This window comes from Klebsiella sp. LTGPAF-6F, from assembly GCF_001753185.1.
GTDB classification, from domain to species: domain Bacteria; phylum Pseudomonadota; class Gammaproteobacteria; order Enterobacterales; family Enterobacteriaceae; genus Klebsiella; species Klebsiella michiganensis.
This window is the reverse complement of sequence record NZ_CP017450.1, coordinates 3,965,346-3,980,818: the sequence shown is the minus strand read 5'-3', so window position 1 is coordinate 3,980,818 and position 15,473 is coordinate 3,965,346. Positions and strand designations below refer to the sequence as shown.

Sequence of the window (15,473 nt, the reverse complement as noted above, 5' to 3'; positions counted from 1 at the left end):
ATGCGATGATCTCCGCTTTTCTTTCGACCTAGTAGGTGCTCCACGTTCGCTAACGAATACTCAGGGCATGCAGATAAACTGCTGGCTATATTTCTTTCAAAGAGCGTGGAATGCATACCAATCCCCGATGAAAAGGAGTTGGTGATGACTGCGACTAATCAATTTGCTGCGCACGTTGGTCTGGACTGGGCAGATAAAAAACACGATGTCTGTGTTCAGTTTAAAAACGGTGAACGCGTATTCCATGTGATTGAACATACAGCAGAAGCGCTTGATGTCTGGCGTACCGAGTTACACCAGAAGCTAAAAGGCAGGATCGCTATCGCCGTTGAGTTGAAGAAAGGCCCCGTGGTGTATGCTCTTCAGAAATATCCGTTTATCACCGTTTTCCCCATCCACGCTTTGTCCCTGGCTCGTTACCGGCAAAGCCATCTCGCCCAGCGGCGCTAAAGATTACCCACAGGATGCCGAGCTGGCATTAGAGTTAATGCTGCGTTATCCCCAAAAGATAAAAGCCATTGAGCCCGATAATGCGGAAATCGCATCAATCAGCCATCCGGGCTCTGGCGTTTAAATGGATAAGGATCATTTACCACTGCTGGAAGTCCAGAACCAGCTACTACGAAGTAAAATATTTGCTGGCATTCGAAGCACGACTCTCGCCCTTACTTAGGCTATAAAAAGCTTGTCAAATGCCTCAGCGCATGAAGCGGACATTGCTAACACCGCAGCGTATTTATCACCGGAAATCAGGTCACACATTGCACGAACACAGTACTTGTTGCACTGTTACGTTAACTTCAATTGCTCCAGCGATCCCACTTTTTGCACGGCATCGAAATTCTTCCAGTTTCTCTACTTAGCGTTAATTCCCCATTTTCAACCTCTTTCCTGCATGGAAAGCCACTAGACCTTGCAAAGAAAGATGTCGTTAACTTTTTGTCAATTTTTCTTACCATTTCATTGCGAGTTGCTTCCAAATGACTCATTCAGGGGTTAGGATTTATCCTATTCAGCAAGGTTTGACAGGAATATTTATGAAGAAAGTAATGGCTGCGCTTGCAATAGTCCTTTCCTTGAGTAGTTGTGACAAGCCCAAGATTGATACTTCCAGTGACGAAAACATGAAGATATCAATTCAGAAGGTAAGGGAGTCACTTCCAGAGAATCAACGCACTACATACGATAGTGCGCTTAAGGTAGTAGCCCTTAACCATTTGAATCTTGCTGATCTAATGCAAGCAGGGATGACAAAAAATACCTCGGGTATCGAGGCACAAATGAAAAGCGAACTTTCAGGTAAAACCGGAGAAGAGATCATCTCTTATGCCGAAACGATTAGAAAGGAGAGAGCTGAACGCGAACAAACTCAGGCACTTCAGGAAATCTCGGAACTTCTACAAAAGCAAAAAACCGCAGAAAGTAGCCTGAAGGAACTTGAAGCCTTCAAGGTATCCCGCTCCCGGTTTTACTTTGAGAAAAAAAATTATGGAAGAGATCAGCCCATCATTGAGTTGAGCGTTGAGAACGGCACAAATAAAGCCATCGCGCGCGCTTATTTCAAAGGCGTCATCGCAAGCCCGGGAAGGGAAGTTCCGTGGTTCACCGACACCTTCAATTACCAGATTTCTGGTGGTCTTGAGCCTGGAGAAAAGGCTGAATGGAACCTGGCGCCGAATATGTTTTCCGATTGGGGAAAAGTGAATGCTCCCTCTGACGCTGTATTTACCGTAACCGTTATAAGAGTCGATGATGCGCAGGGCAATCCTGTGTTTGGCGATGCCGAATTTTCTGAGCGTGACGCAAAAAGACTGGCTGAACTCCAGGCTAAATACCCCAATTCCCCCCCCTGAATATTCATTGGCAAAGCTGAGGTCTGGCGCTTAGTTATGCCAGGCCATAGCTGACTGGCTGAAGCGCGACGCATCTTTCTAAATCACCCATCGGTTCAAAGACCGAAAAATGTTGAGCTCAACGATTACGAACATATGTCACGGGGAGACACTTAAATGTTCTTAAATGACCAGGAAACGGCTACAGATCTTTTGTACTACTCGGCGATTGCCGAGACGGTGGTGAAGCTCATTGAAGAGACACCCGAGGCTCCGATTACAATTGGTGTTCACGGCGACTGGGGAGCGGGTAAATCTAGTGTTCTCAAGATGTTGCAGACCTCGTGTGAAAATAAAGATAAGACTCTCTGCATCTGGTTTAATGGCTGGACTTTTGAAGGTTTTGAAGATGCTAAGACGGTTATTATCGAAACTCTTGTGGAAGAACTTGTACGAGCCCGCCCGGGTTGCACTAAGGTCGCAGCCGCAGCTAAGAAGGTACTCAGAAGGGTTGACTGGCTTAAACTCGCCCGCAAAACGGGAGGCCTGGCGCTTACCGCTTTCACTGGCATACCTACGATGGATCAACTCAAAGGCGTGCTGGATATCGCCGCCGGGCTGATCAGTAATCCTCAGGAAACGTTGTCAGCTGAGGGAATCAAAGCATTTGTCGGGAAGGCGGGAGATTTTATTAAAGAGGCTGATGCTGAGCAGGAAACGCTGCCGAAGCATATACATGCCTTCAGAAATGAATTCAGTGAACTTCTCAAAGAAGCCCAAATTGACAAGCTTGTAGTAATTGTTGACGATCTCGATCGATGCCTGCCAGAAACGGCGATAGACACACTGGAGGCGATCCGCCTGTTCCTGTTTGTCGAGAAAACGGCTTTTGTGATTGGTGCTGACGAGGCGATGATCGAATATGCCGTCCGAAATCACTTTCCCGATCTGCCTCAGAGCCAGGGCCCGTTATCTTATGCGCGTAATTATCTTGAGAAGCTGATACAGGTACCTTTCCGCATACCCGCATTAGGTAGCTTAGAGACACGGGTATATACCACGCTTCTGTTGGCAGAAAACGCACTGGGTCCAACGCATAAACAGTTTACGGACCTGTTGGAGAAGGCTCGTGAAGAGATGCAGCGCCCCTGGCTGAGTAGCGGCCTGGACAGAAAAGTGGTCAGTGAGGTTCTTAAAGATGACATCCCTGAGCCGGTCGATCAGGCGCTTCTCATTAGCGCTCATGTCACCCCTCTCCTGAGCGCAGGTACTCGAGGGAATCCGCGACAGATTAAGCGGTTCCTGAATTCGATGATGTTAAGACAGGCAATTGCTGAAGCACGGGGATTCGGGGATGAGATAAAGCGCCCTGTGCTGGCAAAGATAATGCTGGCTGAGCGCTTCTATCCCACCTTTTACGAACAAATTGTCAGGGAAGTAAGCAGCCACAACAAAGGAAAACCAGAGGTACTTGCACAATTCGAAGAACAGGCAAGGGGGGCGACTGGTTCGGAAAAAGAGGAAGAAGCACCACACACTCAGCTTTTATCTTCAGACCAATTTGACGTTGCCGTGTGGATGAAAAACGGCTGGGCAGTTGACTGGGCGCGGACAGAACCGCGGCTTGCCGATGAAGACTTAAGACCTTATGTGTTTGTGACGAGAGATAAACAAAGCCTTTTCGAGGGGGCACTGACCTCTAGCCATCTTGAACCGTTGATTGAGAAACTCATGGGGCCGCGGATGGCTGTAGCAGGCCTCAAGGTCCCCCTTGAGAAACTCTCTGCACCGGAAGCCGATGAAGTGTTTGAAGCTCTCTGTGTACGCATTCTCCAGGAAGACAGCTTTGTCAAAGCGCCAGCAGGGATTGATGGTTTGCTGTTCCTCGTGAAGTGCCTGCCCAGGACACAAAATAAGCTAATTGATTTTATTCGCCGCATCCAGATTCCAAAAAAAGGGGGTAGTTGGATGACCGGGTTTTCACAATCTTTCGTTGACGCCAGTTATGAAATGGAGTTCCGCTCTATTCTTCAAGAGTGGGTAGATCAGCCTCACAACGCAGCGTTAAGCCGTTCTGCAAAAGCGATCCTCGAACTGGAAGGGAAACAAAAGTAAATGGGAACATCAAAATCTTACGGTGGACCGATCAACGGTTTAGTTCCCGACTTCGTGGATAACCCGCCGGCACCAACGCTAACGCCTCCAAATGACATACCCACGGATAGCCAGACTCAGAACGGAAACACCGCTCCAGGCAATTTACCTTCTGATTCCAGTGGCGCGGGGCCGCTGAGCACACCTAAGGGAAATTTCACTCGTTATGCACGCTCTCGTAGCCCGAGCGCGCTAGGCAGAGCAGTCGCTGGATATGTCAGAAACGGTACGGGTGGTCCCAGCAGGGCCAGCCGTCGCATGGGATCGTCACGAGTTGTTGCTGGTGGTTTACTGAACATTATCGGCAATTTCGAACAAGGGGGCGCAACTCAGGCTCTTCAGCGTTTCGATCTTGGTTCGCTTGCCGGAGAGCCAGCCTCATCGGTATTCCTTTCACTGGTGGAATTCTTGTGTCCTCCCGGTGGGTCTGTTGATGAAGGGATTGCCAGGCAGGCAATGCTCGATACCATTAGGGACCTGGCAGAAACAGGTGAGGGGAGTTTCGATGCCTTGACGCCTGAACAGCTCCAGGAAGTATTTCTTGGTTTTGTCGTGCACTCCATTGAAGGCAAGATAATGTCAGATATCGGTAAAAATGCGATCAAACTACCCGATGATGTTGAAGCAATCGCGGACATACAAGAAACACTGCATAGTTTCATCGATAGCGCGACACGTTCCCAGCTCAGAAACGATTTATCTGATGTTTCAGGTCTTTCAGGAAATGAAATTGACAGAAAAGTTCATGAGATTTACGAGAAGGCATTTGAGCTGATTGCCAGCGAAGGGGAGAGCATGGAATGAGCCATCAAACAATCGTAGCCAGACTGGGTAGTGGTGACACCGCTGCGCCAACACTCGATCGGTTGCACACGTTGTTAACGGAAATTAACTTTCTGAAAGACAACGGGAAACTTGAGTTTGGCCTCGATAAGGCTATCGAAGGCTTAGGTGAGTATGGGCTTACTCCTACAGATACGTCTGTAGATCTCGCATTGCTTGCCGCAACCGTTACTGCGGCCGATACACGTATATCCCGACGCCTTAATGCCCAGGATTTTTGGACTCGCGAGATTGCGCTTCATATTCCGGTTGCTGACCCTGCATTGTGGGGAAATCAGGCTGAACTGCTCAGTAAACTACTTAATTTCCTAACAGGGGATCGCTGGTCTTTACACTTTCGCGAAAGGCCAGAGGTGGAAGGCGGCCTGATAAAAGCGTCAACTAAACCACGTTCCCTGAACCCAACATCGGTTTGCCTGTTTTCGGGAGGGCTCGACAGCTTTATTGGCGCGATAGATCTGTTGTCACAGGGGCTTACCCCACTTTTTGTCAGCCACCACTGGGATAGTGTAACGGCAAAGTATCAGAGAAATTGTTCGGCCCTGTTGAAGGCCCGATACAGTCAGGCTTTTGGACACGTGCGCGCACATGTAGGCTTTAAAAGAACAACGTTTTTACAGGAGACAGGGGAAGACACCCTGCGGGGACGCTCTTTCCTCTTCTTCTCGCTTGCCGCCCTGGCTGCAGACTCTGTTGGCGAGAGGATGGTCATCAATGTACCGGAAAACGGCCTCATTTCTCTCAATGTTCCACTTGACCCATTACGAGTGGGGGCATTAAGTACACGCACGACGCATCCATTTTACATGGCTCGGTTTAATGAATTACTGACCAATCTTGGAATCAATGCTGTCTTGCATAACCCCTATGCATTTAAGACGAAAGGTGAGATGGCACTAGAGTGCAGGGACCAACAGTTTATCCGAGCCTGTACATAAATTTGTGTAATTGCCTGATTTTGATATGTTCAATTCAACATCAAAGGCAGGTTACTTTATGGACGAAAAACAGTTGCAGGCTCTGGCTAATGAACTGGCCAAAAATCTCAAAACTCCCGACGATCTTAGCCAGTTCGATCGTCTGCTGAAGAAAATCAGCGTTGAGGCGGCTCTCAATGCTGAGATGTCTCACCATCTGGGGTACGATAAAAATCAGCCTAAACCGGGCTCCAATACCCGCAACGGCTACTCAACAAAGACCGTAGCGACTGCGGATGGTCCACTTGAACTGCGTACTCCCCGGGATCGCGAAGCCACCTTTGAGCCTCAGTTGCTGAAGAAAAACCAGACCCGCATCACCGGGATGGATAATCAGATTTTATCCCTGTACGCCAAAGGGATGACCACCCGCGAGATAGCGACTGCATTCAAAGAGATGTACGACGCGGATGTCTCGCCAGCGCTGGTCTCAAAAGTCACTGACGCCGTCATGGAGCAGGTTGTTGAGTGGCAAAACCGGCCACTGGATGCAATCTATCCTATTGTTTACCTTGACTGTATTGTCCTTAAGGTCCGGCAGGACAGTCGCGTCATCAATAAATCCGTGTTCCTGGCGTTGGGCATCAACATCGAAGGCCAGAAGGAACTGCTGGGTATGTGGCTGGCCGAAAATGAAGGCGCGAAGTTCTGGCTGAATGTGCTGACAGAACTGAAGAATCGCGGCCTGAACGACATCCTCATCGCCTGTGTCGACGGACTGAAAGGCTTCCCGGACGCCATAAACGCGGTATATCCGGAGGCCCGCATCCAGCTGTGCATCGTACATATGGTGCGCAACAGCCTGCGGTTCGTCTCCTGGAAAGATTACAAGGCCGTTACCCGCGATTTGAAGGCGATTTACCAGGCGCCGACGGAAGAAGCAGGTCTGCAGGCGCTGGAAGCGTTCGCCAGCGCCTGGGACAGCCGCTATCCGCAGATAAGCCGGAGCTGGACGGCAAACTGGGTGAACCTTGCGACGTTCTTCGCCTACCCGGCAGATATCCGCAAAGTCATCTACACGACCAACGCCATTGAGTCACTGAACAGCGTGATCAGGCATGCGATCAAAAAGCGCAAGGTGTTCCCGACGGATGAGTCAGTGAAAAAGGTCGTGTGGCTGGCAATCCAGGCCGCCTCACAAAAATGGACGATGCCGCTGAGGGACTGGCGCATGGCAATGAGCCGTTTTATCATCGAGTTCGGTGACCGCCTGAGCGGTCACTTCTGAGAAAAGGCATTTACACAGAATGGTGTACAGGCTCGTTTATCCGGCAACATGCATCAAATACCATGTCTTGCTCCTCTCCACAGAGCCGACGTTATGATCCTGATCCGGCCGAGCGTGCTCCCAAGCATTGTGGCAGGTGCGTGCCCTGCCTTATCAGGCGTGCGTCTCTTCATGCCGCATTCCGCCTTGATGAAACCCCCTACCGCATACCAGATCTCAATGCGCAAACTCTCGACAGTCGCAAAGCGGAAGGGGAGCATGTCAGGGCATTCCAGCTTTCTCTTGCAAAACTTGCGACCAACCCCGGACGTGCAAAATTCGATGTCCACAAGCCAGGTCCACTTTCTGACCATCCAGGCAGTATTGCCGATTATGTCGGTGTGTATACGCGTGGAATGGAGGAAATCGGCAGCCTGCTTAATGGTGTTGTATCAAGGCCGAAATCATGACTGCCATGCAGAAAAAAGCGTCTCCGTTATGGGTTGATTTTCACTGTCATCTCGACCTTTATTCTGATCACGTCGGCATCATTGCTGACTGTGATCAGGAGCGGGTCGCCACCCTGGCGGTTACGACCACGCCTAAGGCATGGCCCAGAAACTGCGAACTGACAGCCGAGTCACATTATGTGAGGGTGGGCTTGGGTATGCATCCCCAGTTAATTCAGGAACGGGAACAGGAGATTGCTTTATTTGAGCGCTATCTTCCCTCCGCTCGCTACGTGGGGGAGGTTGGTCTTGATGCTGGCCCTCGTTTCTATAAAAGCTTTGAAGCCCAGGAACGTGTTTTTTCCCGTATTCTTCGCGCCAGCGCTGAGCAGGGGAATAAAATTTTGAGTATCCATAGTGTGCGAACGGTCTCAAAAGTACTGAAGCACCTTGAGGAGAGCAGGCTGTTTGATAATAGTCAGGCGATCCTTCACTGGTTTACCGGAACCGTTTCTGAAGCCCGGCGGGCAGTTGAGCTCGGTTGTTATTTTTCAATTAATGAAGAGATGCTCAGGTCAGAAAAACACCGCAAACTCATCAGCATTTTGCCTCTTGACCGATTGCTGACCGAGACAGATGGCCCATTTATTCTGCACGAAGGCACCCCTCTTCGGCCGCGTGATGTCCATCGTACAGTGCATGAGATTGCCCTGATCCATAATTTGGCTCCGCTGGATGCAGGCAAACTAATTCTAAATAATCTCAGACAGTTGGTCTCTCGAGTCTGAGAAATGCAGCTTTGCAAAGGTCAATGATGAGAGCGCTCATTATCGTAATCAGAATAACGTAAGCCCTCATTTTAGCTTTGAGGGTTTGAACTGCCCCTTAAATATTGTTACATCTCGGGCTAAACAACGTCTGCTCTTTGCACACAGCAGGCAAACACGTGACGCTGAAGGTCTGCTGAGAGCGAAAAGCGGAAGTTTTCATTTGCTCTAAATGCTGAACTAATCCTTCGAATTGCAAGTTCATATAGAAAAGAACAGTGAAGTTTCCAGCACTCCGGACGATAATCATTAAAAATCTTGCATTTATTGTTTAATAATGGCATTTCAAACGATTTACAGGCATTTTCACAAAGCTTGGAAGGATACACCTTATGAAACTCTGAGTGATGCTCAACTTGCCGGTATCGTTATAAAAAGCCGTCAGGTACCGCCCAGTGGTCTTTACTGGAGCCTAGGCGGTGAAAGCACCGGCGTTAGCCGGTTGCAGAGGTGAACTTTAGCCATCAGACTCTAGCCGGCAGGCCTGAAGCCGCTCGGCGTTTAACGGAGTGAGGCTCGAAGACTGCCCGACAGGGCAGGAGCCGAAGGTGGCCAGTTAGGGTTGAAGTGAATAAAAAAGATGTAAGAAGAGATTCAATTAAGACGCTATTAACTGCTGCAATTTAAACCAGCGTTTAACAAAAAAGATAAAGCAGGAATACCCCTTGGAATACAATTAACCCGCCACATTAAAAAAGGAAATTACGTGTTCAGAAATAGTTTTGGCATAGAAGAAAAGATAGAGATGATTGAATCAAGCTCTACAAAAAATTACTTCAAAGAAGTTTACAGTAGTTACTTGAATGGTAATTATAGAGCTGCAGTAGTTACATTGTGGTCAGTGTTAGTTTGTGACGCAGTTTATAAAACCCGCAGATTAATTGACTTAACGGATGATAAATGGGCAAAAAAGGAAATTAGTAAAATTGAAGAATTACAACGTACAAATAGCACTTCTTCTGAATGGGAGTTGGCTATATTTGAAGGGTTTTATGAACAAAAAAAATTCATAGGTGCCGGTGAAATATCAAACATCAGAGACATACAGAAAAAGAGACACCTATGTGCTCATCCTATACTTTCCGAGGACGACGCCCTATACACACCAAATAAAGAATTAGTTAAAAGCATGATAATTAATGCGCTCGATGATTTCATAACCAGAAAAAATTACTACGGAAAAGATCTATTTCAGGTCATCCTTGAAACATTGGTTAATAATAGCGAATTTTATGCCTCTTCAGGTAATATAAAGCCACTCATTGAAAAATATCTTTCACGAGTAACGCCAGGTTCAGCTTATAAAATATTTAAAGATTTTTGGAAGTTTAGTTTCAGACTGGACGACGCGGAGGCAATCAAGCATAGATTGATTCTACGTAATGCATGTTACCATGTTTATACCGAGGTCAAAAAAGATCCAAGTACGGCAAATAAGATTAAAGATGATTTAGATTATTTCGAAAATATAACTTTTAAATGGTCAAACTTAAGCCATTTCTTTACATTTTTATGCAGACACCCCGATTTGTATAAAAAATTCTCACCCGAACTCCAAGGGCGTCTTCGAGAATATATCAACCGAAAAGATGAAGATGATATTGATTCACATGTTTACTTAGTTGCTACAACCTTTCTATTCAGCTCATCTAGCGATTACTTTAAACACATTCAAAGCAAGATTGAAAGTTATGAACTAAATAACCTTACAATCTCACATATAAAATTAATGCTTGATATCTATGACGAATATAACTGCGAGAAAGAGGTTTATGATATAGTCATATTATATGCATCAAAGGCAATTGATTTCGATGATGCAGATAATAGATTTAATCTCATATTCAAAGATGAAATATTTGATAACTTATCTAAAGATCATATTACAAAGTTAATTGATTCTTTTGATGAGAACGGCCAAATTGGTAGTAGAAGAAGAAAGAGCATTGACTTGGCTAAGTTAATAAAAAAACTCGATGAGTTTGAAAGTTAGATCATCGCTCTCGCCGCCGCAAGGGCGGGTGTTCTCGCCCTGCAAAAGGCGTCTCCGGGCATAACCCTGTTACGCCGTTCATCCCTGTGTCTGGATGTTCCGTTCGCTAAATGGCTAAGACGAGTGATTTTATCTTTTCTGCTTTTTCGAAATGGTCAAGTTTCATCTCCAGGATCCACCAGTTTGCAACCTCCATAAGCAGCTCTAGGTCATCATTTTTGTTAGCAAAGAAAGCATAAAATGACAGTCCAACGTTACTACCCTTTGCCATGATCTTTGCTTCACATACCCTGATAATCTTTGCTCTGATTTCTGTTCACACACTGTCTTCTTTTTAATGTGGCTTTAAGCAACGACATTAAATATAACATCTCAGCTGCGGACCTAAGCAGCGCCTGCAGCTGGCGTTGCTTGGTGAAAAAACAGAGCCTACTATCCGAATGCAGCCAGTAGGATGAACGCAATGCCGGACGACTGCAGTCAGCATAAGATGTTCGGTAGTGAAGCATGGCGCAGCCTCCCTCCATTTCGGTGAGTCGAAAATCGCTGCTTATAATAGGCAATGCGGTTTTCTCGTTTAATAGCGACGTAATCGTCTCTTAACGATCAACCATCACACCTGATCGTGTGATTTCCAGGAATTCAGGGTGGAGAAGCCGCTCAAGCCACTCTCGATTATTTTGCCTGTCATCGTGAAGGCTGAATTCTAGCAACCTGATCTTTTTCAGAAGCATTCTGCTTATCTTCAAGTGATCCTACCGGATACTCTCTTCTAACATAAAAGTGCTTCACTGAACCGCTGCAGGCTCTCAGCGGGGTTTGAACTTAGAGGTAGTTTTGAGCGAGAACTGGAATTTTACTCGTATTACTGTGAGATAATGTACATATCAGCTGCTTCAAGACCATCTCTCATAAAAAGTATAGGGGTATCTTCTTGAGGAATTCCCTCAAGCATCAGCGCTGCTTTTGCCTGATTAAAAGATTTTTCAACTGAAAGCCCAAACGTCAGGGAGGAATAAAATTGAGCTGAGAATACTCTTGCTGCATCATCTCTAATTGATGTACTCATTCCAATAGCGCATTCGACATGTTCGATTACTTTACTAGCTTGATTCTGTGAGTGACATGTATTGAAAAAGACTAGTCTCAGATTGTCATTTGCCACACTCATGGCCTGCACGATGGATTGCATAGAAACCAGTTTAGTATTGGAGTTATTATCCATAAGAACCAATTCATCATCAGAACTTCCATGCCCACTAAAATGCACAATTGTTGGTGAGAACTCGTTTATGTTTTGCAAAATATCACCAGGCCTGACTGCCCAACATGACTCCAGTTTTACGGCATCACGATGTCGTGAACTTCTAATCATCTCTTTGATGGATCTCACCTCTTCATCTAACCTCAGTTGTCCTTGATCTTGGGGGTTAGAAGCAAAAAAAAGTACCGTGATTTTTTCAGGTAGCTTACTCAAAGTGTTTATCATGTCGGAGTGTTCCAAGAGCGTTTTGTTAACATTACTTAATGCGCTAGTTTGCTGACGCTGTAATTTTTCCTGAATTTGTTGGCGATTCTTATGTTCTTTCAGTTCTTGAGCATCCAGTTTTCGCTGTTCGTTATGCAGTTCTCTATTCTTCATAGATATTTTTGCCTCAAAATCGGCAACTTTTTTTTCTATTTTTGATATAATCATCTGAATTTTGAAAATATCTTCTTGCCGATTGTTAATCGTTGTTGCGGACTTAGACGAGTTCATTTGCCGGATCGCTGTTTGAATTTTATTGTTCAAACCTGAAATCTTGGCTAGTTCTTTCGATTTTTGCTCGCTCAATCGGGTTAAGTCACTACGCTTACGCTCAACATTTTTTCTATAAATATCAATTATTCCCAATTTGTTTCTCACATTTAAAGATGTTGGGTTTTTAATATTTAAGATTTTAACCCACGGTTGTTTAAAAACAAGATTTGTAGCATTTGAACCTTCATGGTGCAGTATACCGTGATAGAAAACACTTGCCTCTAGCACCGTGATCTGCAACCCAGAAATCAATGTGGTGCAGAGTTAGCAACTTCCGCTTCTGGCACTCAGCAGACAAACACGTGACGCTGAAGGTCTGCTAAGAGCGTGAAGCAGACGCTACCGGGGTGGGGTTAGTCCAATTTGCTAAAAACAGAGTATGGAAGCCAGTTCAAATCATGGATGCGCAATCGGCGTATTGGTAGTATTCCGGTACTACGGAAAATGCCATTCAAAGGTTGAACTATGGGTACTGTGATTTCTCTTGAAGTGTCAGGAATGGAGCTAGATTCGACTAAGAACTCGCTGGGTATAGATCATGGAGGGCTGTTTCAAAGTGCCGATCATCACGTCAAGCCACTAAATGAAGATCAAATAGAGGAAGGAGAAGACTACGACACTCCTGATGGCATACTCTGTCGTACTATGTTGCGTAAACCTTTGGGGCAAGTAGCTTACCGATTGGAGTTGTTGGGTTTCACCCTTGAAAATATACGCTATGAGTATGAACTCATGGCTAAAGATTCAATTGAATACCAAGAGGAATTTAACGAATCCTGTCCGGAATATGCAAAGCCAATTAGTAACATGATGGTATTTGATGAATTCGTTAACTTCATCAAGAGCGTAAACATTAGCGAACTAAACGATAATTATATTAGCGTAAAAGACAGGAAAAAAGAACGCGAGCTTATCATGGGCAGATTTGATAATGATGAGTTATTAAACAGAATACCTCAATACGACAATACCTTTAATAATGCATGGTCTGAAAAATCTGCTTTTGGGACTTTAGTTAGCATACTGCATCCATATTCTGTAATGCGACTTTTGGCCGAAAATCCAGATAATTATAATGAATTCGTTACTTGGGATTACGGAGATCTAGTTTCTGCTGGTTATGCGAATATAAAAGATATTCAGGTAAATGCTCGCAGACGTGACAAGTTCCTGATTGCCACCGAGGGAAGCACCGACTCCAACGTAATCAAATATGCATTGCATCTCTTACGGCCTGATATAGAAGATTTTTTCCACTTTATCGACATGAGTGAAGGGTACCCGTTCACTGGTTCAGGAAATCTGGTTAAGTTCGCAGCTGGACTCGTAAAAATCGACATTCAAAACTTGAATGTTTTCGTTTTAGATAATGATTGCGAAGGGATTGAAGCATATGAAAAAATCCGAAAACTCGCATTGCCTCACAATATTAACTGTATTCATCTGCCTGATCTTCCTGATTTTAATCAATTTCCAGCTATTGGTCCTCACGGCGTTACCTATGAAAACATCAATGGCCGGGCTGTAGCGATTGAATGCTATCTGGATCTAAGATTTTCTGATTATGATGAAGCTCAAATTCGATGGTCAAATTACAAAAAGGAAAGCGATGCTTATCAAGGCGCGCTGGAAAATAAAGACTATTACACGAAAAAATTCATGAAACTAAAACCAGGGAGTAAGGATTTTAGCAAATATGATTTTGCCAAACTCGCTATTGTCTTGGATGAATTAATAAAAGCGTGTTCAAAAATCTCATCAGAAATTCGAAAAAATGAAGTAGATGTTCAATATCCAGATTAAAAAGGCCGCATGTGCGGCCTGTATGAGTTAGCCGATATTGCGATGGCCAATTAGGTACATCACTCGTTGGTAATGTTCCTGCCGGTTGCGGTGAAGTTGTAACCCCTGCTCCCAGGCAATATCTGCCACCCTCTCCGCATCGGATCCGGTGCGCTCGTTTTCGCCCCTGGATTGCCAGAGTTTCAAAATCTCAGTATTCACGTTCATTTTCTGTTTCCTGTGTGTTTGGGAACACTCAGCGTCATGTCACGACAGTGGGAATGCCAACATAATTTGATGCGGGCAACGAAATATTCGCCCCCGCTGTTAACATGGACTGAAGGTTTGACCTGTTCCCGGTTGATTAACAGATTTTGATGTCAGCAATGACCGCTCCTAGCACAGAGCTGCCTGTCAGATTAGGTTTGGCCCTGTGTCGTAGTTGTGCCAGGCCAAGTCTGAGCTAATACAATTTATCAGTATCTTTCTGGAGCGTCTGCAGCCGCTGTTCCAGGCTATCCAGTCTTTCTTCGAGGTCATGGCTCTGCTGCTCAATATCTTCCAGCGTTTCTGACAGAACGTCACGTAGCAGCACAAAATTTGCGTGCAGGGCGTACACAAAATCGTGGCCGCGAACCAGTAATGCTTCGCGCGGTATGTCCTGCAATGCGGAATGCGTCATCCATGTCACCAGCGCTTTTGCGCTCATTTCAGTCAGTACGTCCGAAAGTTGGTCAGTTTCTCTGTTCATTCTGGTGTCCTGTCTGTTCTTATTTTGGGTGAGTATTTAGAGGGGCATTATTTCAGCTCGTTGCGCTGCTGCGTGGGTTGGGACTGTAAGTGATACAGAAGAACTATATGCCGTGGTCTAAATCGAGCCGTTGCATCTCGTCGAGCGTGTAGATGCGGAAGACATTCCGGTGGCGGGTTTCCAGCGGGATGTGCTGATGGTTAACGATAACGTGCCTGATGCTGTCAAACAGCCTTTCAAGACCGCGCTTTTTCTGCGTGTCTGGCACGATATAAAAAACGTAAATCCAGTCTTTACGGGTGCGTGCCAGCAAATGGCTGGCGATGATCGACTGATAACGGGCTCTGGTTTTCAGACGACGCTCGGTCTCAATGGCGATCACGGTGCCGCCGGGGAGGGTAATCAGACCGTCCGGTCGGTGACTGACCTGGTAACGACTGAGGAAGGTTGTGCGATCGCCATTTATCCATCCGGATGCGCCTTTTTGCTCAAGGATGATACGGGCGGTCTGATTATCAAGGTGATGTTCCAGCGTCCAGCCAGTGATTTTTGAAGGCTCAAACCGTGCTGGGAAAAGCACATCGTCGGCGGCTAACACGATGGCTAGCCCGTCACTGGTTATGCCCCATAATGAAATTTTCATCGTCCGCGATACCAGGACGTGCTTTTGTATTAAGCCCAATCCCTCGACTTTTGAAAGCAGGGAATACAGCGATTTATGATCCCTGAAGCCAAACAGCAGCATCAGCGTTTTAAAATCACTGTACGTTTCTTCTTTCAGAAAATTCAGCAGTCGTTGTATTTTTTCGCGGTGTCGCGTCTGGCGTTCGCTATATGCGGTGATCAGCATCATTCCC

General features: G+C 46.0%; 13 protein-coding genes and 1 pseudogene. 9 read left to right on the top strand and 5 right to left on the bottom strand.

What is annotated here, in order from left to right:
• Nucleotides 1-144 precede the first annotated feature (144 nt).
• The 8 genes and pseudogenes from BJF97_RS18615 to BJF97_RS18575 all read left to right on the top strand — a co-directional run.
• A pseudogene (locus BJF97_RS18615) lies at nt 145-541 on the top strand (IS110 family transposase); the annotation flags it as partial.
• Nucleotides 542-1,037: 496 nt separating this feature from the next.
• Nucleotides 1,038-1,853, top strand: a complete 816-nt coding sequence (locus tag BJF97_RS18610; RefSeq protein WP_032693499.1) for a DUF6694 family lipoprotein — start codon at nt 1,038-1,040, stop codon at nt 1,851-1,853.
• A 156-nt stretch (nt 1,854-2,009) separates the two neighbouring features.
• Nucleotides 2,010-3,947 (top strand): Qat anti-phage system ATPase QatA, encoded by a 1,938-nt coding sequence (gene qatA, locus BJF97_RS18605; protein ID WP_032693498.1) that lies wholly within the window; start codon nt 2,010-2,012, stop codon nt 3,945-3,947.
• Entirely contained in the window at nt 3,948-4,790 is an 843-nt protein-coding gene (gene qatB / locus BJF97_RS34275) for a Qat anti-phage system associated protein QatB (protein WP_128319456.1), read from the top strand. It abuts the gene before it with no gap.
• Nucleotides 4,787-5,767 carry a Qat anti-phage system QueC-like protein QatC gene (gene qatC, locus BJF97_RS18595; RefSeq protein ID WP_070082943.1) on the top strand — a complete coding sequence of 327 codons (981 nt, stop codon included), beginning with the start codon at nt 4,787-4,789 and terminating at the stop codon, nt 5,765-5,767. The genes qatB and qatC overlap by 4 nt, the downstream gene beginning before the upstream one ends.
• A gap of 58 nt (nt 5,768-5,825) precedes the next feature.
• On the top strand, nt 5,826-7,034 hold the full coding sequence (locus BJF97_RS18590; protein ID WP_048213841.1) for an IS256 family transposase: 1,209 nt from the start codon (nt 5,826-5,828) through the stop codon (nt 7,032-7,034).
• Nucleotides 7,035-7,479: 445 nt separating this feature from the next.
• On the top strand, nt 7,480-8,250 hold the full coding sequence (gene qatD / locus BJF97_RS18580) for a Qat anti-phage system TatD family nuclease QatD (RefSeq protein ID WP_050595127.1): 771 nt from the start codon (nt 7,480-7,482) through the stop codon (nt 8,248-8,250).
• Nucleotides 8,251-8,995: 745 nt separating this feature from the next.
• On the top strand, nt 8,996-10,282 hold the full coding sequence (locus BJF97_RS18575; RefSeq protein ID WP_032693495.1) for a hypothetical protein: 1,287 nt from the start codon (nt 8,996-8,998) through the stop codon (nt 10,280-10,282).
• Between the two features lie 106 nt (nt 10,283-10,388).
• Here the strand turns inward: BJF97_RS18575 and BJF97_RS34930 are convergent, their stop codons facing one another.
• Both BJF97_RS34930 and BJF97_RS18570 read right to left on the bottom strand, forming a co-directional pair.
• Nucleotides 10,389-10,553: a DUF6500 family protein gene (locus BJF97_RS34930; RefSeq protein ID WP_223240605.1), complete on the bottom strand. Its 165-nt coding sequence runs from the start codon at nt 10,551-10,553 to the stop codon at nt 10,389-10,391.
• A 594-nt stretch (nt 10,554-11,147) separates the two neighbouring features.
• Nucleotides 11,148-12,323, bottom strand: a complete 1,176-nt coding sequence (locus BJF97_RS18570; RefSeq protein ID WP_223240606.1) for a CHAT domain-containing protein — start codon at nt 12,321-12,323, stop codon at nt 11,148-11,150.
• Between the two features lie 225 nt (nt 12,324-12,548).
• On the opposite strand from BJF97_RS18570, the gene BJF97_RS18565 reads away from it, so the two are divergent.
• Nucleotides 12,549-13,886: a HEPN/Toprim-associated domain-containing protein gene (locus BJF97_RS18565; protein ID WP_032693493.1), complete on the top strand. Its 1,338-nt coding sequence runs from the start codon at nt 12,549-12,551 to the stop codon at nt 13,884-13,886.
• Nucleotides 13,887-13,913: 27 nt separating this feature from the next.
• On the opposite strand, the gene BJF97_RS18560 is transcribed toward BJF97_RS18565, so the two are convergent.
• The 3 genes from BJF97_RS18560 to mobC all read right to left on the bottom strand — a co-directional run bounded on the left by BJF97_RS18560 (nt 13,914) and on the right by mobC (nt 15,466).
• Nucleotides 13,914-14,093 carry a hypothetical protein gene (locus BJF97_RS18560; RefSeq protein ID WP_015696789.1) on the bottom strand — a complete coding sequence of 60 codons (180 nt, stop codon included), beginning with the start codon at nt 14,091-14,093 and terminating at the stop codon, nt 13,914-13,916.
• A gap of 235 nt (nt 14,094-14,328) precedes the next feature.
• A complete protein-coding gene (locus BJF97_RS18555) occupies nt 14,329-14,616 on the bottom strand; it encodes a hypothetical protein (protein WP_032693492.1) in 288 nt (95 codons plus the stop codon).
• A 103-nt stretch (nt 14,617-14,719) separates the two neighbouring features.
• A complete protein-coding gene (gene mobC / locus BJF97_RS18550; protein WP_032693491.1) occupies nt 14,720-15,466 on the bottom strand; it encodes a MobC family replication-relaxation protein in 747 nt (248 codons plus the stop codon).
• Between the last annotated feature and the right edge of the window lie 7 nt (nt 15,467-15,473).

Coding starts and splice junctions, on each gene's coding strand:
- BJF97_RS18610 (WP_032693499.1), top strand. CDS start 1,038: ATGAAGAAAGTAATGGCTGCGCTTGCAATAGTCCTTTCCTTGAGTAGT.
- qatA (WP_032693498.1), top strand. CDS start 2,010: ATGTTCTTAAATGACCAGGAAACGGCTACAGATCTTTTGTACTACTCG.
- qatB (WP_128319456.1), top strand. CDS start 3,948: ATGGGAACATCAAAATCTTACGGTGGACCGATCAACGGTTTAGTTCCC.
- qatC (WP_070082943.1), top strand. CDS start 4,787: ATGAGCCATCAAACAATCGTAGCCAGACTGGGTAGTGGTGACACCGCT.
- BJF97_RS18590 (WP_048213841.1), top strand. CDS start 5,826: ATGGACGAAAAACAGTTGCAGGCTCTGGCTAATGAACTGGCCAAAAAT.
- qatD (WP_050595127.1), top strand. CDS start 7,480: ATGACTGCCATGCAGAAAAAAGCGTCTCCGTTATGGGTTGATTTTCAC.
- BJF97_RS34930 (WP_223240605.1), bottom strand. CDS start 10,553: ATGGCAAAGGGTAGTAACGTTGGACTGTCATTTTATGCTTTCTTTGCT.
- BJF97_RS18565 (WP_032693493.1), top strand. CDS start 12,549: ATGGGTACTGTGATTTCTCTTGAAGTGTCAGGAATGGAGCTAGATTCG.
- BJF97_RS18560 (WP_015696789.1), bottom strand. CDS start 14,093: ATGAACGTGAATACTGAGATTTTGAAACTCTGGCAATCCAGGGGCGAA.
- BJF97_RS18555 (WP_032693492.1), bottom strand. CDS start 14,616: ATGAACAGAGAAACTGACCAACTTTCGGACGTACTGACTGAAATGAGC.
- mobC (WP_032693491.1), bottom strand. CDS start 15,466: ATGCTGATCACCGCATATAGCGAACGCCAGACGCGACACCGCGAAAAA.